Annotated in this window: 18 protein-coding genes, 1 tRNA gene and 1 pseudogene; 6 read left to right on the top strand and 14 right to left on the bottom strand. The window is 64.9% G+C overall.

All coding sequences use genetic code 11. The features are described from left to right. Window positions 1-12 precede the first annotated feature (12 nt). From WDU99_RS06945 to rhmD, 11 genes are read right to left on the bottom strand one after another with little or no spacing between them, the layout of a single operon-like run. Complete coding sequence (locus WDU99_RS06945) at window positions 13-1437, bottom strand: NAD-dependent succinate-semialdehyde dehydrogenase (RefSeq protein WP_337331719.1); 1425 nt, start codon at window positions 1435-1437, stop codon at window positions 13-15. Next, complete coding sequence (locus WDU99_RS06940; RefSeq protein WP_337331718.1) at window positions 1424-2458, bottom strand: fumarylacetoacetate hydrolase family protein; 1035 nt, start codon at window positions 2456-2458, stop codon at window positions 1424-1426. Before WDU99_RS06940 ends, WDU99_RS06945 begins: the two co-directional genes overlap by 14 nt. After that, window positions 2455-2751, bottom strand: coding sequence for a putative quinol monooxygenase (locus WDU99_RS06935; RefSeq protein ID WP_337331717.1), 297 nt, complete (start codon window positions 2749-2751; stop codon window positions 2455-2457). The genes WDU99_RS06940 and WDU99_RS06935 overlap by 4 nt, the downstream gene beginning before the upstream one ends. A 28-nt stretch (window positions 2752-2779) precedes the next feature. Then, window positions 2780-3646: an amidohydrolase family protein gene (locus tag WDU99_RS06930; RefSeq protein ID WP_337331716.1), complete on the bottom strand. Its 867-nt coding sequence runs from the start codon at window positions 3644-3646 to the stop codon at window positions 2780-2782. Further along, window positions 3643-4713, bottom strand: a complete 1071-nt coding sequence (locus tag WDU99_RS06925; RefSeq protein WP_337331715.1) for an NAD(P)-dependent oxidoreductase — start codon at window positions 4711-4713, stop codon at window positions 3643-3645. The genes WDU99_RS06930 and WDU99_RS06925 overlap by 4 nt, the downstream gene beginning before the upstream one ends. Further along, on the bottom strand, window positions 4710-5846 hold the full coding sequence (locus tag WDU99_RS06920; protein ID WP_337331714.1) for a mandelate racemase/muconate lactonizing enzyme family protein: 1137 nt from the start codon (window positions 5844-5846) through the stop codon (window positions 4710-4712). Before WDU99_RS06920 ends, WDU99_RS06925 begins: the two co-directional genes overlap by 4 nt. After that, a complete protein-coding gene (locus tag WDU99_RS06915) occupies window positions 5843-6334 on the bottom strand; it encodes a VOC family protein (protein WP_337331713.1) in 492 nt (163 codons plus the stop codon). The genes WDU99_RS06920 and WDU99_RS06915 overlap by 4 nt, the downstream gene beginning before the upstream one ends. After that, a complete protein-coding gene (locus WDU99_RS06910; protein WP_337331712.1) occupies window positions 6331-7548 on the bottom strand; it encodes a Gfo/Idh/MocA family protein in 1218 nt (405 codons plus the stop codon). The genes WDU99_RS06915 and WDU99_RS06910 overlap by 4 nt, the downstream gene beginning before the upstream one ends. Before the next feature lie 11 nt (window positions 7549-7559). Then, window positions 7560-8597, bottom strand: a complete 1038-nt coding sequence (locus WDU99_RS06905) for an LLM class flavin-dependent oxidoreductase (protein WP_337331711.1) — start codon at window positions 8595-8597, stop codon at window positions 7560-7562. A gap of 10 nt (window positions 8598-8607) precedes the next feature. Beyond that, window positions 8608-9678 carry a Gfo/Idh/MocA family protein gene (locus WDU99_RS06900; RefSeq protein ID WP_337331710.1) on the bottom strand — a complete coding sequence of 357 codons (1071 nt, stop codon included), beginning with the start codon at window positions 9676-9678 and terminating at the stop codon, window positions 8608-8610. Further along, window positions 9675-10895 (bottom strand): L-rhamnonate dehydratase, encoded by a 1221-nt coding sequence (gene rhmD / locus WDU99_RS06895; RefSeq protein ID WP_337331709.1) that lies wholly within the window; start codon window positions 10893-10895, stop codon window positions 9675-9677. The genes WDU99_RS06900 and rhmD overlap by 4 nt, the downstream gene beginning before the upstream one ends. 112 nt (window positions 10896-11007) lie before the next feature. On the opposite strand from rhmD, the gene WDU99_RS06890 reads away from it, so the two are divergent. From WDU99_RS06890 to WDU99_RS06880, 3 genes are all read left to right on the top strand, one after another. After that, on the top strand, window positions 11008-11769 hold the full coding sequence (locus WDU99_RS06890; RefSeq protein ID WP_337331708.1) for an IclR family transcriptional regulator: 762 nt from the start codon (window positions 11008-11010) through the stop codon (window positions 11767-11769). An 88-nt stretch (window positions 11770-11857) separates the two neighbouring features. Then, complete coding sequence (locus WDU99_RS06885) at window positions 11858-12934, top strand: zinc-dependent alcohol dehydrogenase (RefSeq protein WP_337331707.1); 1077 nt, start codon at window positions 11858-11860, stop codon at window positions 12932-12934. After that, entirely contained in the window at window positions 12931-13296 is a 366-nt protein-coding gene (locus WDU99_RS06880; RefSeq protein ID WP_337331706.1) for an L-rhamnose mutarotase, read from the top strand. Before WDU99_RS06885 ends, WDU99_RS06880 begins: the two co-directional genes overlap by 4 nt. 323 nt (window positions 13297-13619) lie before the next feature. On the opposite strand, the pseudogene WDU99_RS06875 reads toward WDU99_RS06880, so the two are convergent. After that, window positions 13620-14538 (bottom strand): annotated as a pseudogene (locus tag WDU99_RS06875) (DDE-type integrase/transposase/recombinase); the annotation flags it as partial. 43 nt (window positions 14539-14581) lie between these two features. Between WDU99_RS06875 and WDU99_RS06870 the strand changes: the two are divergent. Continuing rightward, window positions 14582-15646, top strand: coding sequence for an integrase core domain-containing protein (locus WDU99_RS06870; RefSeq protein ID WP_420063988.1), 1065 nt, complete (start codon window positions 14582-14584; stop codon window positions 15644-15646). A gap of 117 nt (window positions 15647-15763) precedes the next feature. Here WDU99_RS06870 and WDU99_RS06865 read toward each other — a convergent pair. Continuing rightward, window positions 15764-15854, bottom strand: a tRNA-Ser gene (locus tag WDU99_RS06865). Between the two features lie 59 nt (window positions 15855-15913). Then, a complete protein-coding gene (locus tag WDU99_RS06860; protein ID WP_337331705.1) occupies window positions 15914-16927 on the bottom strand; it encodes a LacI family DNA-binding transcriptional regulator in 1014 nt (337 codons plus the stop codon). A 160-nt stretch (window positions 16928-17087) separates the two neighbouring features. Between WDU99_RS06860 and WDU99_RS06855 the strand changes: the two genes are divergently transcribed. Both WDU99_RS06855 and rhaI read left to right on the top strand, forming a co-directional pair. Next, entirely contained in the window at window positions 17088-17438 is a 351-nt protein-coding gene (locus WDU99_RS06855; RefSeq protein WP_337331704.1) for an L-rhamnose mutarotase, read from the top strand. Beyond that, window positions 17435-18598, top strand: coding sequence for an L-rhamnose isomerase (rhaI, locus tag WDU99_RS06850; protein ID WP_337331703.1), 1164 nt, complete (start codon window positions 17435-17437; stop codon window positions 18596-18598). Before WDU99_RS06855 ends, rhaI begins: the two co-directional genes overlap by 4 nt. The last annotated feature ends 1 nt before the right edge of the window (window position 18599 follow it).

Genomic DNA, 18599 nt, shown 5'->3' with positions numbered 1-18599 from the left:
CGGCTACGGACTTCAGAAGCTCAGTCCGATGTACTTGCTCTCCAGGAACTCATGGATCCCGGCGAACCCGCCTTCGCGACCGAGGCCGCTCTCCTTGACACCGCCGAAGGGCGCTGCCGGGTCGGAGATCACTCCGCGGTTGATGGCGACCATTCCGGCCTCCAGCTGCCGCGCGACTCGCATCGCGCGACCTGTTTCGCCCGACTGCACGTAGGCAATCAGGCCATACTCCGACGAGTTGGCGAGGCGAACCGCCTCTTCGTCGGAGTCGACGACCACGATGGGTGCCACCGGGCCGAAGATCTCCGATTCCAGAATCGGGTTGTCTGCGGCTACCCGCAGGACGGTCGCTGGGTAGAAGGCCCCAGAGCCGTCCGGCGTGCTGCCGCCTACGAGAGCGTCGCCGCCCTTCGTGATCGCCTCATCGACGAGATCGGCGATCTTGTCCCGCTCAGCGAGCGAGACACTCGCGCCGAGCTGGCTGGTGCTGTCGAGCGCGGGCCCCACGGCAACGGACGCCATCGCCTCGGAGAGGCGGCGAGAGAACTCCTCCGCCACTGCCCGTGCGGCATAGAATCGGTTCGCCGCGGTGCATGCTGCTCCGCCGTTGCGGAGCTTGGCGACCATGGCCGATTCGACCGCCAAGTCGAGGTCGGCATCGTCGAGCACGAGGAACGGGGCGTTTCCACCCAGCTCCATCGACGTGCGGATGACTCTGTCAGCGGCCTTGCGCAGCAGGACTTTGCCGACGGGGGTCGAACCGGTGAACGACAGGTTCCTGATGCGCCCATCGTCGAGCATGCGATCCACCGCCGGGCCCGCGGGGCTGGCCACGACGACGTTGATCGCACCGGCGGGGACTCCCGCCCGCTCGAAGACATCGGCGATGGCCAGCGCCGTCAGTGGCGTCTCGGTGGCCGGCTTGATCACCACGGAGCATCCTGCCGCGAGCGCCGGCGCCACCTTGCGCGTGATCATCGCCGCGGGAAAGTTCCACGGTGTGATCAACAGCGACGGGCCGACCGGCTCATGCGTCACAATGATGGTCTTGTCCCCCGAGGGAGACTGCCGGAAATCACCCGCCGTGCGCACTGCCTCCTCAGAGAACCATCGCAGGAACTCCGTCGCATAGGTGACCTCGCCGATGGCATCCGCAAGCACCTTGCCGTTCTCGCGCGAGACGATCCGCGCGATCTCATCACGTTCGGCGGTCATGATCTCGAATGCGCGACGCAGCATCTCGCCGCGTTCTCGCGGTGAGATGGCGGCGACCTGCGGGAATGCTTTCGCCGCAGCATCCACCGCGTCATCGAGATCCTGCTCACTCGCGATCGAGACGTTCGCAATCACCGACCCATCGCTGGGATCGATCACCGGACGGGTCGTAGTCGTCGTGCGCCAGGCGCCGTCGATATAGAGCTGGTCACGCAGTGCCATGCTGTCCTCCTCGTTCGCGGTTCGCGATCACGCGGTTGCGCAGCGTTCCGATCCCTTCGACCGTGAACTCCATCACGTCACCAGGCTCAAGCCACCGACCGAGCTCGGCACCGGAGCCATCTCCTGCCGTGCCCGAACCGAAGACCTCGCCCGCGCGAAGAGGCTCAGCCATCGACGCGTATGAAATCATCTGCTCGAACCGCCAGGTCATGTCCGAAGAGCTGGTGTCGGTCCAGATTTCTCCATTCACCGTTCCCGTCATCGCGAGCGCGTACGGGTCAGGCACGTCGTCTGCGGTGACGACAACGGGCCCGAGGACATGTCCGTGATGGAAGTCCTTGCCCTTCGCCGGCCCCAGGCCGACCGTCATCTCCTGCGTCTGAATCGCACGCGCTGAGAGGTCGTTGTACACGGTGTAACCGAAGATGTGGTCGAGCGCGCGGCCTTCGGCGATATCCGTGCCATCGCGGCCCAGGATGGCGGCGAACTCGAACTCCATGTCGAGCTGCTCGGTGTATGCCGGGAACTCGACGTCCTGGTTGTGCGCCCCGATGCTGGCGGTGTTGCCCTTGTAGTACACCGGACGCCGGTACCACTCATCAGGGATCTCGCGACCCAGCTTGGGGAAGACGTTGAGCAGGTGCTTCTCGAACGCCATGAAGTCACGCAGCATGGGCGGCTGGGTGATTGCGGGCAGAATCTCGATGTCGCTGGCTGCGTAGCGCACCTGTGCGCCCTGCGGGTCCCGCTCGTCTCCTACGGTGAGCACCTCGTCGAGCGCTCTTTCAGCGAGGCCGCGCGTGCGCTCTCCGCCTTCGATGAACGCCAGCATCGTAGAAGGCGCAAGGGCGGGGATGAGCGCATCGATGCCCGCGACCGAGACGTGCTCGCGTGCCAGAAGCACGCGAGCCGCCGCAGTCAGGTCGACGACTGTGCCGCCGTCAGCGGTTCCGTCGACCAGCGCACCGAGGTGCTGGTGCCGACCGAGGTGCGACGAAGTGGCGAACTGCAGGAGCTTCATCCGAGCACCCGACGGTAGACCTCGCGCTCGCGCTTGTCGAGAACCGGAACGATGATGCCTTCGATGATCTCCTTGAAGTGCGGCGTGTCGCGGTGTGCGACCAGCGCTGCTTCGTCTTCATACACCTCGTACAGGCAGTAGAGGTTGGGGTCATCCGTCGACACGTTCGCGTTGTACAGGAGGCATGCAGGCTCGTCGGCGGCTACGGCCTCGCCCATGCGCGCCAGCGCAGCCTCGACGACCTCGGCCTTGCCGGGCTGAACGTAGTAGCGAGCGATGAGGGTAACGGTCATGATCCTTCTTTCTTTCTGTGTGCTGAGATCAGCGTGTTGTGGAGGTCAGGAATCGCTGCGCGTTGCCTCCGAGAATGCGCGCGATCGCGTCCTCGCCGGCGAACGCACAGTGGGTGCGCAGGACGTCGATGGACTGTCGGTAGGTCAGTTGGTCCCGGGATGCCGGGAAATCGGATCCCCAATAGAGTCGTTCGGTGCCGAATGCCTTCAAGAGCGTGCGGAAGAGCTCGATCGATGAAGGGTATGGAAAGTCCCAGTAGGTCTCGGCGTTGTAGTTGAAGCCGGAGATCTTGACTCCGATGGATGGGTGCTCCGCCAGCGCGACGATGCGACTGATGTCCTGCGCACGCTGCTCACCCCGTGACGGGTGCGACATGTGGTGGATCAGGATCGGAAGCTCAGGAAACTCCTCAGCGATCTCCGACAGATCCGGCAGCCAAGACGAAGACAGAGCCAGTGAGGCGACGACTCCGGCTTCCGCCGCAACGCGGAAGAAGTCCCGGCCCTCGTTCGTCCGCAGCCAGCCATCGTTGTCTCCGGCGAAATAGTGGGTGAAGCCGCTGGCTCCCGTCTGATCGAGAGCGTCGTGCAGTCGCCGCGCAGCACCGGGTGCATGATGATCCGGGCGCCAGGCGCAGTCCACATCGATCCACGCGGTGATCCGGTCGGGGTGTGCTGCGGCAGCCTCGAGCACGTACTCGTTGTTGTCTTCGTTGGCGTAGCCGTCGCCACCCTGGCCTCCGCCGATCCGCGCGCACACGACCATCGAGTGGTCGACGCCGTGGGTGTCCATCTCATACAGCAGCGCCTCGATGCTCCCGCGGGTGCTCGGATCGGGCACTTGAGTGTCATACGGCCAGTTGCGCCATGCGTGACAGTGCGTGTCGATGATCATCGCGCACCCACCGCGGTGCCGCGCCCCTGAAGGGCGCGGGGAGTCAGTTCAGCACGCGGCTCCACGCCCTCATGGAAGCGAGCGAGCTCGCGAACCATGAGTTCGAAGAAGCGCGGCTGCGCTTCGACGGTCATTCCGCCGATGTGCGGCGAGAGGAATACATTGCGCATCCCCCGCAGGGGGGTGTCAACCGCGATGGGCTCAGGATCGTGCGCGTCAAGACCGAACCAGGCGTCGTTCTTGGCGGCCTTCGCCTCCAGCGCAGGCCGATCGACGACGAGGCCTCGCGAGACGTTCACGAATACAGCATCCTCGGGCAGCAGATCGAGCTCGCGCGCGCCGATCATGCCCACCGTCGTCGGCGTCTGCGGAGCCAGGCACACGACGATCTCGCATTCCATGACCTTGTCGAGGGGTGCGAAGTCGACATCGAGCGCATCCGCCAGCTCGCGGGGCGCGAACGGGTCGTGAGCGATCACGCGCACGCGGAACGGTGCGAGGAACTCCCGCAGACGCCACGCGATACGGCCGAAGCCGATGAGACCGACCGTACGTCCGGTGAGCTCGCGAGCTGGAGGATCCGTGCGGTAGTCGTCGTGACTCATCTCCTTGCCCTCGATGATGTCGCGGAAGCGCGCCTGCTGGCGAAGTCCGACCAGGATCAGCGCCAGCGCCCACTCCGACACGGGCCACGACGACGAGTGCGTCGTGTCGACCACGACCACTCCCGCTTCGTGGGCCGCTGCTGTATCGATACGGTGAGCGAAGCGGTCACCCTCGAGGTCGCCGATGAGCTTGAGGTGTGGAGCCGCTGCGATGACACGCTCGCTCACGTAGGGAGCTCCGTGGCAGACGATGAGCGCATCGAGGTCTTCGACGAACTGGCACATCTGCGCTTCGAGCTCTTCGTCGAGCGACGGACGCACCCAGCCCGAGTTCGGGTCTTCGATCTCGATGAACGAGACGTCTGCGAACTCGCGAAGCTGAACCAGCTCGGTCTTGCCGATGTACAGTTCGTGCGTCTCTGCGCTGCAGGCGATCCCGACCTTGAGTTTCTGAGAGTTCATCGAAGTGCCACCGATCCGTCGCGGGTGAGGTCTGGGGAGAGGGGGAAGACAGCGACCGTGCTGTCTGTGAAGTGGTCGTCACGGAGTTCCATGCCGAGACCGGGTGCATCGAACGGGTGGAGGTACCCGTCGATCACGGGGGGAAGACGGTCGACCATGCTCTGGTGCGGTTCGACGTTCTGGTCGACGTGCTCCTGCACTTCCCAGTTGGACACAGCCATGCCGAGGTGCACGTGCGCCATCGTCGCCACGGGGCCCGAGGGCACGCAGTGGGGGATGATGCCCTGGTGATGCGCCTCGGCCAGCGCACAGATCTTCATTCCGTGTGTGAAGCCGCCAGCGATGCCGATGTCAGGACGGATGAACGAGACGCCCGCCTTCTCCACGTACTCGCGGAATTCATAGATAGTCGTGTTCCGCTCACCGGCAGCCATCGGCATGTCGCTCTTCGCCGATACCTCGCCGAAGGACAGCGCGCTGTCCGGCGGAATGGGGTCCTCGACGAAGAGCGGACGAAACTGAGCGAGTTCGCGAATGAGCGCAATCGAATTGCCTGGCTGCATGTTGCGGTGCAGCTCGACGCCGATGTCCATCTCGTTGCCGGTGGCCTCGCGAACAGCCGCCATCCGATCGACGAGATCCGAGATGCGCTGAGCGTGGCTCATCGTGTGGTGCTCGTGCTGGTGCAGCAGCACCTTGATCGCGGTGTACCCCTCGCTCTGACCATCCCGCGCCGAACGAGCGACCTCGTCGACTGTTCCCGTCGCGATGACCTTCATCGCACGCACGGCCTCGCGAGTGCGCCCGCCGAGAAGCTGCCATACCGGCTCCTCATAGTGGCGTCCGCGAATATCCCACAGCGCCTGATCGATCGCGCTGATGGCGCCACCGAGCGTGATCCCGCGCCAGCCCAGCGCGCGATAGGCGCGCATCCAGATGCGCGTGGTCTCGAAGGCGTCGGCGCCGATGAGCGATGGGCGCATGGCATCGACCACAGCGACGACGGCAAGCGGGAAGGCGAAGGCCGTCGACTCGCCGATTCCCCGCAGTCCGGTATCGGTGGTGATGCGCACGAAGACGGATGCCCCAGAGGTGAATGTCTCGATCTGGTCGATGCGGTGCACGGTGGTCACTGTGTGGCTCCTGCGATCGGATAGACGTAGTCGGGTGCGAATCGCACAGTCGGGGGTGAGATGAGCTCGAGGATTCCCTCGTTCTCAGGTGTCGCGAAGTACGCGAACCGGCCGTCTTGGCTTTCGCCGAACGTGGCGGACTGCAGGGGCACACAGCCCTTGGCGACAAGCGCCGCGCTCTCCGCAGCATGGTCATCGGTCAGGCGTCCGACGTGATTGAGACCGGGGCCTGAACGTTCAAGCTGATCCGCGAAGATGCTGGGACCGTCGAGGGGCTCGACGAGTTCGAACTGCATCTCGCCCGACCATGCCAGCGCGTGCCGGAAGCGGAATGACGCGGGCTGACCGCCATACACCTGATCGCGAGTGACCTCCGCGCCGACGGTCCAGACGCTCCATGGGCCGACACCGAGCACATCTGCCCAGTGCCGCACGGCGGCATCGAGATCGCGCACGACGTACGCAACCTGGTGGAAGGGCTTGGTCATCGCTGCGCCCCCTCTGCGAACTGGGCGTCGATCTCGTCTTGGTAGGCGTGCAGCGTGCCGTCCAGCACATCATCGACGCTGACGGAGCGGCCCAGAATGCCGGATTCGAAGCCCGCGAGGACGATCGCAAGAGCGCGGAGTCCGCCGGTGCCATCGACTTCAGCGGGACGACCGTCGAGAACTGCATCTGCGAAGTCGGCGATCTCGATAGCGAGGTGGCCTGCATCGACATCAGCCCAGGGCGCACCCTTGCCGCCTGTGCCGTCGGGCCCCATCACTGCGGTCGTCACGGGATCGAGAGCGAAGCGGTCGCCGAGGAACTCCGCGACCTCGGTGCCGCGCCGAGTGCCGTCGGGCAGGTGGAGCACGACGTCTCCATCTGTGCGGTCGTTCGGGATCTCCAGAGATCCGAGGCGCCCGTGCAGAACGCGCTCACCGTAGCCGGGAGCACGTCCCGACGGAATGTAGGCGAGTTGCACGTCGATGCCGTCCTTCGTGGTCATCGAGACGACGAGGGAATCCTCTCCGTCCGGGATGATGGCTTCGCCACCGTCTGCGGGGTAGCGCACAGGCTCGGCGATGAAGCCGCGACCGAACACCGTTTCCACCGGACCGAGAAGATATTCGACGATGTCTGCGTAGTGGATCGGCATGTCAAGCCCGATCGTGCCCGAGCGCTTCATGTGGCGCCACGGGCTGATGATCACCCCGTCGTCTCCACCGACGCGGAGCTCTCGAAACAGGAACAGCTCCCCGAGCACTCCCGAGTCGATGACGGCCTTGGCGAGTCGGTTCGAACCGCCTCGACGATAGTTCTCTGCCGTCGCCAGCACCACGCCGTTGCGCTCAGCTGCGTCCAGCATCCGCTGGCCTGTGGCGACCGTCAGGGCGAGGGGCTTCTCGCAGAGGACATGTCTCCCGGCGTCCATGGCGGCGACGCCGATCGAGTGGTGCGTACGGGGGTCGGTGACGATGTCCACCGCTGCGACATTCTCGTCAGCGAGCAGTTCGTCGAGATCGGTGTAGATCCGTGGCCGGTGTCCGAGCAGCTCTTCTGCTTCTTCTGCGCGTGCGGTCGCGACTTCTGCGTTGAGGTCGAGCACCGCCTCCACGCTGATCCTGTCGTACCCAGCGCGTTTGAGCGCTGCGTATCCGAGCAGGTGTCGTCTGCCCATGAATCCTGCACCGATGAGTGCAACTCCAAGCTTCTGCACCGAAGCTCTCCTTACTTGAGTTCTGTTGGGGGGTTCAAAGCGGTGATCTCTGCGAGCTTCGTCATCGATGACGTGCCCGGCGCATCCATGAACCAGCACACGAGATCTGTGACGCCGAGTTCGCTGTAGGCACTGATGCGCGCTTCCACCTGGTCGCGGGTGCCGACGATGAAGTCCCGGTAGCAGGCTTCCGTGACGACATCGTCGTCCAGGTCACGCGGCGCAACGGCGTCGTAGGTGGGACCGAGGGAGATCTCCCCGCGGAGTGTGCGCCACGTGCGCAGCCACTCGCCCCACTCCGCGTCATTGTCGAGCACCAGCACCTGGGTCTCGAGCGATCGACGGAGAGTGGCGGGGTCGCGGCCGATCGCACGGCATGCCGCCTCTACTCGCGCGGATGCTTCACGGTAAGCGTCGAGGCTCAGAGGGAACGAGTTCCATCCATCGGCCTCTCGCGCGATGAGCTCGAGCGAAATCTCGTTCAGGGGACCGCCGAGCCAGAGGAAGGGCGCGGTCTTGCCCGTGGGCATCGCGACGGCGTCATCGAGTGAGTAGAACTCGCCGTCGAAGCTGACCTGCTCGCCGGACCACAGCAGACGGATAACCTTGATCGCCTCGGCCAGTCGAGCAAGTCGCTCTTCCTCACTCGGCCAGTCCAGCCCGTAGGCGGTGAACTCGCGCTCACGGTATCCGGTGGCCAGGAAGAGCTCGAATCGATCGCCTGTCGCGTCCGCGAGCGTGGTCGCCATCTTCGCCATCACACGCGCGTCGCGGAAGCCGTTTCCGAGGTGGTTGTTCACCAGCTTGATTCGATCGGTGAACCCCGCCGCCATCGAGAGGGCAGTCCAGCTCTCGTGGAAAGCTCCGTCACGACCGTGGAAGAGGTGATCCGAGAACCAGGCCGAGGCGTACCCGAGCCGCTCGACGTCGAGCACCATGGCGCGTACGTCACTCCAGGACGCTTCTCGCATCGATGGAGTGCGCATCGTCGGCATGCCGGCAGCCGCGAAGACGGGTGCTGCGAACGAGAGCCGCGGTGTCTGCTGCATGGTCTGTCCGTCAGCTTTCCCTGATGTCGAAGGGCGCCTGGGGCACCGTGATCGTCTTGCCCGATTCCGCAGCGAAGAGCGCGGCCTCGATCAGCGCGACCGACGCGGCCGCGAACGCCCCCGGGGCGGGCGTGGGCGCATTCGTCAGAATCGAGTTCACGAACGACTCGCTGACGCGCTCGCGCCCATACGCAGGCAGGTGGTCGGGGTTCTCGAGCTGACGGACTGTGCCGCCCTCGAGGAAGACATCCGCCTGTGCCTTGAGCAGGTCCCACTCGACCATGCCTTTCGTTCCGTGGAAGCGGATGCGGTGACGAGGCGGCACTCCCGGAGCTGTCGTCCCGGTCGAGCTCGCGACGCAGAGCGCGCCGCCCTCCAGACGGAATGAGAAGGAGTCGACGAGGTCGACCCGCAGACCGTGATTCTCGGTCATCGCCGCGACGTGGGTGGCCTGCTCCTCGGCGGCCCACAGCAGGCCGCCGAGCAGATGAGTCAGCTGCGTGTGCGCCTGACCGCCGCCCGTGCTCGGATCTGAGTAGGTCGTCGCATGCGGAGCCTTCGGATCGTTCGGGTTCGCGCTGTTCTCGTCGACCACGACGAAGAAGTCCCCCGTGCTCGACGAAAACTCAGCGTTGACGCTGCGCAACTCGCCGATCTCGTGCCGTACAGCATCTCGGATCGCCGGTGCCTGCGCGGCGTAGTGATATGTGAGCCCGGCGGCCAGCAGCAGGCCGCGATCAGCAGCCATGGTCACGAGCTCCCAGGCATCCGAAGCCGACGTCGCCAGTGGCTTCTCGACGAGCACATTGACTCCCGCCTTCAGCGCCTCTGCGGCGATCGCGTAGTGCGTCGAGTGCGGCGTCGCGATGATCACACCGTCCAGCCCCTCGGCGGCCAGCATCTCAGTGACATCGGTGTATCCGTGTGCGTCCGCTTCGGCCGCGGCACTCTGCGCCCGCGCAGGATTCGGGTCGCAGATCGCGACCAGTTCTGCGTGCGGATTGACCATGAGCGCCGGGATGTGCACCGTGGTCGCCCACCAACCGGCCCCGATGACGGCGATCCGCGCCCGCGCGGTCATGCAAGTCCTGCCAGCGCCTCGCGCGACATGGGGCGCACGATGCGCACGTCTTCATTGCGGGTGAGTCCGAAGCCGGGGCTGTCGTCGAGCACGATCTTGCCGTCCACCGGCAGTGCTTCGCCGAGGAGCAGCGGCGCGTGGAACGGCTTGATCTCATCGCCGTTGCCCTGCATCACCGGAAACTCAGCCACGAATGTCTGGGCGTACGAGGTGAGGAAGTGGTACGTGTACTGCCCGCCGACGTGGGGAATGATGCGCTTGCCATGCGCGTTGGCGACCGCGGCGATCCGACGCAGCTCGGTGATGCCACCGCACCAGTTCGGGTCGGGCTGGAGGACATCGACGCCGGCTTCACAGAGAAGCTTGTGTCCGTAGGCGGTGTATTCGTGTTCTCCTGTGTTGAGCATCATGGTGGAGGGCATGCGTCGACGAAGCTCGGCGTGGCCGGCGTAGTCGTCGGGAAGCAGAGGCTCTTCGATCCACAGGAAGCCGAGCGGTTCGAGTTCAGCCGCGAGACGCGCGGCGTAGTCGACGTCGAGTGCCATCCAGCAGTCATAGAACAGCGGGAAGTCATCCCCGACGGTCTCTCGCGCGATCCGTGCCCGCTCGATGTTTCGGCGGAAGCCTTCGGCGCCTTCACTGGGACCCCAGGTGAGCGGCAGCTTCGCGCCCCAGAACCCCAGCTTCTCGATGCTGGATGCGGTGGGACCGGTGCCGTAGACCTCGATCGCATCGAGGACCTTTCCTCCGAGCAGTGCCCACACAGGCATGCCGGTGAGCTTTCCGTGGAGATCCCAGACAGCAAGGTCGACCGCGGAGATCGCGTGCATGACGACACCCTTGCGGCCGTATGCCATGGTGCTGCGAAACATGCGGTCCCACACCCGCTCGTGGGCGAAGGGGGACTCACCTTCGACCATATCTGCCAAGTGGAGTTCGATGATCGATGCCGCCACGACTCCGCCGTTCGTCGTCGCGATGCCGATCACTCCCGAGGCCGACTCGACCTCGACCAGCACCGTGGCACCGGAGTCGCGACCGGTGGCTGCAGAGCGGTTGTCGCGGAACTCGGGGTACTTCGTCATCGGGTTCGCTACCTTCTGACGCTGCCAGTTGAAGACTTCTTCAGTAGCTTGGGGGTCGGGGGCAGAATTGATGCCACCTACCGACGGGACGACGTAAGCGCGAACGGAGACGATCAGATCCGAATTGGACATTGATACTGGGCTTCCTTGCTCGATAGGTTCAGGTGTGTGAACCTAGGATCATGTCTTTGTACCAACATCATCTACAAGCGAAGGGGCTGTGTCAATGCCAGAAGTATCCGGAGTGAAGTCGGCCGACCGTACCCTGGTTGTGCTTGAGCACCTGGCCGAAGTAGGGAGCGCCAGCTTCTCTGAACTCTCGTCCGACCTGAACCTGCCCAAGTCCAGCACCAGCGCACTGCTCGCCACGATGGAGAGCGCTGGCTGGATCGAGCGCGACTCAGACCGCAGGTTCACCGTCGGCCTGCGCGCCTGGCAGGTTGGCAGGGGCTATCGCGGTCACGAGAACATCGCCGAGCGGGCTCGCCCCCTGATGGACGCACTCGCGCGCGACACCGGCGAAACGGTCCAGCTGGCACGCCTGGACGGCACCGAGAACGTCTATATCGGAATCAGTGAGTCCCCGAATCCCATGCGCCTGGCCTCCTCGGTGGGAATGCGACTCCCCTCGCACGCCACAGGAATCGGCAAGGCTCTGCTGAGCCAGCTAGATCCGCAGGAGCGAGCCAAGCGTGTGAGCTCTGTGACGCTGACGCCGCTGACCGAGCACACCATCGTCGACCATGAGCAGCTGCTGTCAGTGCTCTCACAGTGTGCGATCAACGACGTCGCTCTGGATGACGAGGAGTACGTGATCGGCTGCCGTTGCGTCGCCGTGCCACTGCACACCGGAAGCATCGGAATCGAGACAGCCCTCAGCATCACCATGCCGACCTTCAGGACCTCAGCCGAATGGCCCGGGGATCTGCTCCCCGCGCTGCGTCGGACGGCCGCAGAGATCCGAGAAGCGATCGGACTGAAGGACGTGCCGAAGTCGCCTCGTTGACTTCTGAACCCTCCATCGCCATTATGAAGTAGCTAGTTCATAATGAAAGGTTGGAGTTCATGGTTGCGAACGACTTGTGGAGGCATCCATGAGGGCGCTGGTTCTCGAGAGTTTTGGGAAGCTCGCCGTAGCTGACCTTGACGAACCGTCGGCTGACGCTGATGAGGTCAAGGTTCGCATTATTGCCACCGGCATCTGCGGTTCGGACCTTCACGGGTACAGCGGGGCAAACGGCAGACGCGCGCCCGGCCAGGTGATGGGACACGAAACGGTCGGCGTCGTCAGCGCCGTCGGCCCAGACGTCACTCGAGACGACATCTCACCAGGAACGATCGTCACGGTGAATCCCGTCGTAATCCCCCGAGAGGGAATCGAAGAGTTCACCGGCCGCGAGCAGCACCACCCCGAGAAGTGGGTTCTGGGGGTGGCCCAAGAGGTCGTCTCCGCTTTTGCCGAATACATCGTCGTACCAGAGCGGAACGTCGTCCCCCTGCCTTACACCATGCCCGTGCTCTTCGGCGCCCTCGTCGAGCCTCTCGCCGTCGCCGTCAACGCTGTGCGGCGCGCCGGAATCACCAAGGACGACGCAGTCCTCGTGCTCGGAGGTGGGCCGATCGGCCAATCCGTCATCCTCGCCCTCCAGATGGCCGGAGTCGAGAGAATCCTGGTGACCGAGGTACTCCCCGAACGACGCGACCTCCTGACTGCACTCGGCGCCACCGTCATCAACCCCACAGCGGAGCCTGTGAACGAGGCCGTTCGACGAATCCTCGGACGCCCGGCCGATGCCGCGATCGACGCCGTCGGCGCATCGCCAACCGTCAATGACGCGTTGAGTTCGATCAAGCTGGGCGGTCGCGTGTGCCTGGTCGGCATGGGCCAGACGGAGTTGACCATCGACGCGTTCTCCGTGAGCACCGCCGAGCGCTCTATCGTGGGGAGCTTCACCTACGCGAACAGCGACTTCCAGGCCGCTGCCGACTGGCTGGCGGGTGCGCCGGGGAAGGCGGCGCTGCTGATCAGCCGCACGGTGGACATGGACGGAGCCGACGATGCATTCCGCTCTCTCGAGGAGCACCCCACCTCGGGAAAGGTCCTCGTCGTTCTCACCCCATCCCTCGTCGCCGAAGGCGTCATTGCAGAGCGAAACGAGGTGCTGACATGACACGCATCTGCTTCCAGTTCCGGGTTCGCGTCGAGAGTTTGGAGGTGTATCTCGAACGCCACCGCGAGCTGTGGCCGGAGATGCTTGCCGAACTCACTGCTGCCGGCATCGGCAACTACTCGATCTTCCACGCGGGTGACGGCCAGATGATCGGCTACTACGAGACCGCCGATGTTGCGAAGACCGATGCCTACATGTCTCGCTCCGAGATCGCCGCCCGGTGGGATGCCGACATGCAGCCGATGTTCGCGGATCTTCCCGACTCACCGGGAAATCACGTGCCGAATCCGATCGAAGTATTCAATCTCGAGGACCAGTTGCTCGAGTCTACTGAAGATTCGATTGAGCCCATGTCCGCATGATTTGGCTCTGACAAGGAAACGAAGCATGGGACTGCTGCACCGATAGGTGACAAGTTGGGTTCGGCCGTGAGGCCATGGGGCTTGAAGCACCCGGGCGTCTGGAAGCTTCATAGGTCGGAGGATAAAGTCATGGCACGTCCGAGTTAGCACCCGGTGAGTTGCGGCAGCACGCTGTCCGCGGCCGTCGGGTCCGTTGCGGCGGGGCGCGTTCCGAGCGAATTCGAGCGATCCGCACGATCTCCTCGACGCTCGGGACCGGTTCTGCGTAGACACTGCGCAAGTTGGGTCAGGCAGGCCGAACCAACTCAGGTTCTCTCCCGCTTCTACGCGTGAAGCGGCTCAGGTTTTGAGGGACTGCGTAGCAGGTATTCTCGAACTCGTCGGAATTGACCATCCCAGGCTACCGTGGAGCCTGCGGTGATTGCACCAGTCGACCCAGCCGACGGTCGCGTGCTCGACGTCGACGATCGTCTTGTACGGGCCGTCGTGGAAGATCGTCGTGCGCACGCATTCGGCCGTGTGGATCCCGTTGATCGTCTCCATGAGCGCGTAATCGTAGGCGTCGCGGATGGATCCGATCGGGGGCGATGCCGTCGAGGGCGAGCTTCTCGGTCCACACCAGCGACGTGTATTGACTTCCCGTATTCGAGTGCGCCCGGAGCTGGTCTGGCCCAACGAGGTGGCCTTGCCGTTCGCTTTCCCGAAGCGCGGTACGTAGCGAGCTCATGACGAGATCGACGTGCGTGGTGGTCTGTGCATGCCAGACCACGAGGTGTTGTGAGAACACGTCGAGGATGAACGCGACGTACACCCAGCCCGCCCCATGATCTGGCATACGTGAAGACCATCACCTAGGTGTGATCCGGCCGCGGGGCGGTGAAACCCCGGTTCAAGAGGTCACCGGCACGATATCCGTTCGCCCGGAATCGTCGCCCGGATGCCCTTCGCGTGCGTGATGTCCGATGGGCCGAGCGTCCGCATCGCCCGGTCGACGGCGCCACGCGACGCGTCCGCGATCCTGGTGCCGCGGATCGGCGCGGTCATCTTCTTCCGCCCCTACAACCCCTCCGGAGTCATCCTCCGACGCGTCGTCCCCGTCCGCGCGCAGCCGGTGGTTCACGCCGCCGCGCGAACCACGTCAATGACCATCGCGTCGGAGATCCTCCGCACCGCGGTGCGAGACCTTTGTCAGGCCCGATGGATCCGCGCAGCGATGCTCACGCCCTGCTCTCGCAAGACGCGCTCATCATCAGCGGTTGATGGAGTCGAGCTCCCCCGTCAATGGGTGCACACGCTGGTCCGTCGCGACGGGGCCGAGGGCCCGGACGGACTCGCCCCGCGCTCTCGCGCACCGAAGACCCGGCCAGGAACGATCGCGCCCGCAGTCCGGGAACGCATCATCGCCCTCCGACGGGAGCTGCAGGCCGCTGGCGCCGAGGCCGGACCGGTCACCATCGCCTGGCACCTCGAGCAGGAAGGCCACCCCGCCCCCTCCACGGCCACGATCCGACGGATCCTGCACGCCGCCGGACTCATCAATCCCGCCCCGCAGAAACGCCCCCGCAGCTCCTACATCCGTTTCCAAGCCGACCTGCCCAACGAATGCTGGCAAGCTGACATCACCCACTGGTTCCTCCAGGCCGGAATCCGGGTCGAGATCCTCGACTTCCTCGACGACCACGCCCGCTACCTGCTCGAGCTCCGCCCCGTCACCGCATTCACCGGCCCGATGGTCGTCACCGTGATGACCGAACTGATCACCCGCTACGTCCCGCCGTACTCAACTCTCACCGACAACGGACTGGTGTTTACCACTCGCTTGGCCCGCTTCAAAGGTGCCCGCGGCGGGTTCGAGAAACTGCTCGCCGCGCACCGTATCACGCAGAAGAACGGCCGCCCCGGACACCCTCAAACCCAGGGAAAGATCGAACGCTTCCACCAGACCCTCAAACGCTGGCTCAAAGCCCGCCCCCTGCCCGACACGATCGAAGACTTGCAGACACTGCTGACAGAATTCCAGACCTGGTACAACACCGCCCGCCCCTACCGCTCCCTCGGCCGCCGCACCCCCGAACAGGCCTACACGGCTCACCCGAAAGCCACCCCGACCAGCACCGCCGACACCACCGAATGGCGCTCCCGCACCGACACCGTCGACAAGAACGGCAAAGTCACCCTCCGCTACGCGGGCAAACTCCGCCACCTCGGCATCGGCCGTTCCCATGTCGGCACACCCGTGCTTCTGCTCATCCACGACCGCGACATCACCGTCAGCAGCATGAACACCGGCCAAATCATCGCCGAGTTCACCATCGACCCCGACAAGAACTACCAGCCCAAGAAAGCATGACCCGCCCGGTCAGCGATGACCCGACTCACCGACCCCGCATAACACGTCAACACCCCAGACAACCAAAAAAGCCCTGAGCCGCGGCAAGTTCGTAAGCTATGTCGCGACTCAGGACAATGGCGGAGACGGAGGGATTTGAACCCTCGGTCCCCTTAGAGGGGACTCCACCTTAGCAGGGTGGTGCACTAGGCCACTATGCGACGTCTCCAGGCATCCGACGCGTAAAGCACGGATGACCACTGCAATCATAACCGCTCCGCGGAGCAGTCACGAATCGGAACGGGCCCGACTGGAGTCGCGCACGATCAGCTCGGGCTGGAACCGCACTCGGCGATCATGATCGACACCGTCGAGCTGTTTCAGCAGCAGATCGACGCCGGTCCAGCCCAGCTCGCGAGCGGGCTGCCGGACCGAGCTGAGCGACACGACGGCGGCCGCCGCGAAGTCGATGTCGTCGTAGCCGACCATCGCGATGTCGTCCGGAACGCGGATGCCCGAGCCGAAGCTGAATGCCTGGAGCAGGCCGACGGCGAGCAGGTCGTTGGCGGCGAAGACAGCATCCGGTCGCCTGTCCACCTCGCGCTCGACCAGCGCTTCGCCGGCAGCCCTCCCCTGCAGCACGGTGAGCGATGGCCTCTCGATGATCTCGAGCGTCGCCTCGGGGACGGCGGCCACCGCCGCCTGCGCTCCACGCAGGCGGTCCGCGACCTGGTGGATCGATCTCGGCCCCCCGACGAAGGCAAGTCGTCGTCGCCCCGCTTCCAGGAGGTGCGAGGCTGCCAGTCGGCCGCCTTCGACGTCGTCCACCGATACGGACGAGAGCGCGCCTTCCTCGACTTCACGGTCCACGAGGACGACGGGCACTCCTCCCTCTGCGAACCTGCCGATGGCGGCGAGGTCGTCGGACGCCGGCGTGAGCAGGATGCCGTTGATCCGCTGTTCCTGGAAGAGCTCGAGGTGCGCACTCTGACGGTCGACATCGTCATCGCTGTTGCCGAGAAGCACCGTCATCCCGGCATCCGCTGCTCGATCCTCCGCGCCGCGGGCGACGTCCGCGAAGAACGGGTTGCCGATGTCGGGCACGACGAGGCCGATGCTGCGACTGCGACCGGCACGCAGCTGCCGTGCGGCGTCGTTGCGCACGAATCCGAGCGCCCGGATGGCGTCCTGCACCCGCTCGACCGTCTTCACCGACACGCGATCGGGTCGATTGAGCACATTGGACACGGTGCCGACCGATACGCCGGCGGCCGCCGCGACGTCCTTGACTCCGACGGCCATGTCGCTCCCCTTTCGCGCCCCACCTTCGCGGTGCAGCCTCTCCACCTTCTCATTCCGTGCGGTCCGCATGCATGCGCCACCTCGTTTGACACCACACGAGCGTCGACCTATCGTGGCATGAAACGATTCAAATGCATCACTCAACGAGGAGCAGCACCCCATGACACGCGTGGCCTTCCAACTGCAGGTACGCCCCGAACTGCTCGACGAGTACATCGCACGGCACACCCCGGTCTGGCCAGAGATGCTCGCCGAGATCGCCGCAGCCGGTCGCCGCAACTACTCGCTCTTCCTCGCCGAAGGCGGCACGCTCTTCGGCTACTACGAGACCGATGACGACGCCGCCGCGCAGGCCTACCTCGCAGCATCCGACGTCGCCACCCGCTGGGAAGCCGAGATGAGTCGCTTCTTCGTCGATCTCGCCGGCCGCCCTGACCAGGCCGCCCGCCCTCTTCTGAAAGTCTTCAACCTCGAAGCGCAGCTCACCGCCGCAGAAAGCACCGCATCATGAACACCCTCACACCCGACCAACTCACCGCCCTCGAAAGGCAGTCGATCGAACTCCCGTCGTGGGCGTTCGGAAACTCCGGCACGCGATTCAAGGTGTACGGCACGCCGGGCACTCCGCGCGACCCGTTCGAGAAGATCGCCGATGCGGCCCAGGTGCACAAGCACACCGCGCTCGCTCCGACGGTCGCGCTGCACATCCCGTGGGACATGAGCGACTTCGGCGACCTGCGCAAGCACGCCGAGGATCACGGCGTGACGCTCGGCACCATCAACTCGAACACCTTCCAGGACGACGACTACAAGTTCGGCGCGCTCACGCACGAGGATGCGGCCATCCGCCAGAAGGCGATCGACCACCACTTCGAGTGCATCGACGTGATGGACGCCACCGGCAGCCGCGACCTCAAGATCTGGCTGGCCGAAGGCTCGAACTACCCCGGCCAGGCCGACATGCGCGGACGCCAGGACCGCCTGAACGACTCGCTGCAGAAGATCTATGCGCGCCTCGGAGACGACCAGCGCATGGTGCTGGAGTACAAGTTCTTCGAGCCGTCTTTCTACCATACCGACGTTCCCGACTGGGGCACCTCGTACGCCCAGGTCGCCTCGCTCGGCGACAAGGCGCTCGTGTGCCTCGACACCGGTCACCACGCCCCGGGCACGAACATCGAGTTCATCGTGATGCAGCTTCTGCGCCTGGGCAAGCTCGGCTCGTTCGACTTCAACTCGCGCTTCTACGCCGACGACGATCTGATCGTCGGCGCGGCCGACCCGTTCCAGCTGTTCCGCATCCTGTTCGAGGTCATCCGCGGCGACGGCCTGAACAACCCCGATGTCACCTTCATGCTCGACCAGTGCCACAACGTCGAAGACAAGATCCCCGGCCAGATCCGGTCGGTGCTCAACGTGCAGGAGATGACCGCCAGGGCCCTGCTCGTCGACCGCGATGCCCTCGCCGCCGCGCAGCGCTCCGGCGATGTGCTCGCCGCGAACGCCGTGTTCATGGACGCCTTCTACACCGACGCGCGCCCCGCCCTGGCACAGTGGCGCGAGAGCCGCGGACTGCCCGCCGACCCGATGGCCGCGTATGCTGCATCGGGCTACCAGCAGAAGATCGCCGCCGACCGCGTCGGTGGCGTCCAGGCCGGATGGGGAGCGTGAA

It is taken from the genome of Microbacterium bandirmense (assembly GCF_037204185.1).
Taxonomy (GTDB): Bacteria; Actinomycetota; Actinomycetes; order Actinomycetales; family Microbacteriaceae; genus Microbacterium; species Microbacterium bandirmense.
The sequence above is the reverse complement of the archived record's forward strand: the minus strand, read 5'-3'. Positions and strand labels throughout refer to the sequence as shown.

Excerpts from the sequence above, each read along its gene's own strand:
- WDU99_RS06915 (WP_337331713.1), bottom strand. The coding sequence starts at position 6,334 with ATGACCAAGCCCTTCCACCAGGTTGCGTACGTCGTGCGCGATCTCGAT.
- WDU99_RS06855 (WP_337331704.1), top strand. The coding sequence starts at position 17,088 with ATGACACGCGTGGCCTTCCAACTGCAGGTACGCCCCGAACTGCTCGAC.
- WDU99_RS06900 (WP_337331710.1), bottom strand. The coding sequence starts at position 9,678 with ATGACCGCGCGGGCGCGGATCGCCGTCATCGGGGCCGGTTGGTGGGCG.
- WDU99_RS06880 (WP_337331706.1), top strand. The coding sequence starts at position 12,931 with ATGACACGCATCTGCTTCCAGTTCCGGGTTCGCGTCGAGAGTTTGGAG.
- rhmD (WP_337331709.1), bottom strand. The coding sequence starts at position 10,895 with ATGTCCAATTCGGATCTGATCGTCTCCGTTCGCGCTTACGTCGTCCCG.
- WDU99_RS06925 (WP_337331715.1), bottom strand. The coding sequence starts at position 4,713 with ATGAACTCTCAGAAACTCAAGGTCGGGATCGCCTGCAGCGCAGAGACG.
- WDU99_RS06860 (WP_337331705.1), bottom strand. The coding sequence starts at position 16,927 with ATGGCCGTCGGAGTCAAGGACGTCGCGGCGGCCGCCGGCGTATCGGTC.
- WDU99_RS06930 (WP_337331716.1), bottom strand. The coding sequence starts at position 3,646 with ATGATCATCGACACGCACTGTCACGCATGGCGCAACTGGCCGTATGAC.
- WDU99_RS06905 (WP_337331711.1), bottom strand. The coding sequence starts at position 8,597 with ATGCAGCAGACACCGCGGCTCTCGTTCGCAGCACCCGTCTTCGCGGCT.
- WDU99_RS06885 (WP_337331707.1), top strand. The coding sequence starts at position 11,858 with ATGAGGGCGCTGGTTCTCGAGAGTTTTGGGAAGCTCGCCGTAGCTGAC.
- WDU99_RS06935 (WP_337331717.1), bottom strand. The coding sequence starts at position 2,751 with ATGACCGTTACCCTCATCGCTCGCTACTACGTTCAGCCCGGCAAGGCC.
- WDU99_RS06945 (WP_337331719.1), bottom strand. The coding sequence starts at position 1,437 with ATGGCACTGCGTGACCAGCTCTATATCGACGGCGCCTGGCGCACGACG.
- rhaI (WP_337331703.1), top strand. The coding sequence starts at position 17,435 with ATGAACACCCTCACACCCGACCAACTCACCGCCCTCGAAAGGCAGTCG.
- WDU99_RS06940 (WP_337331718.1), bottom strand. The coding sequence starts at position 2,458 with ATGAAGCTCCTGCAGTTCGCCACTTCGTCGCACCTCGGTCGGCACCAG.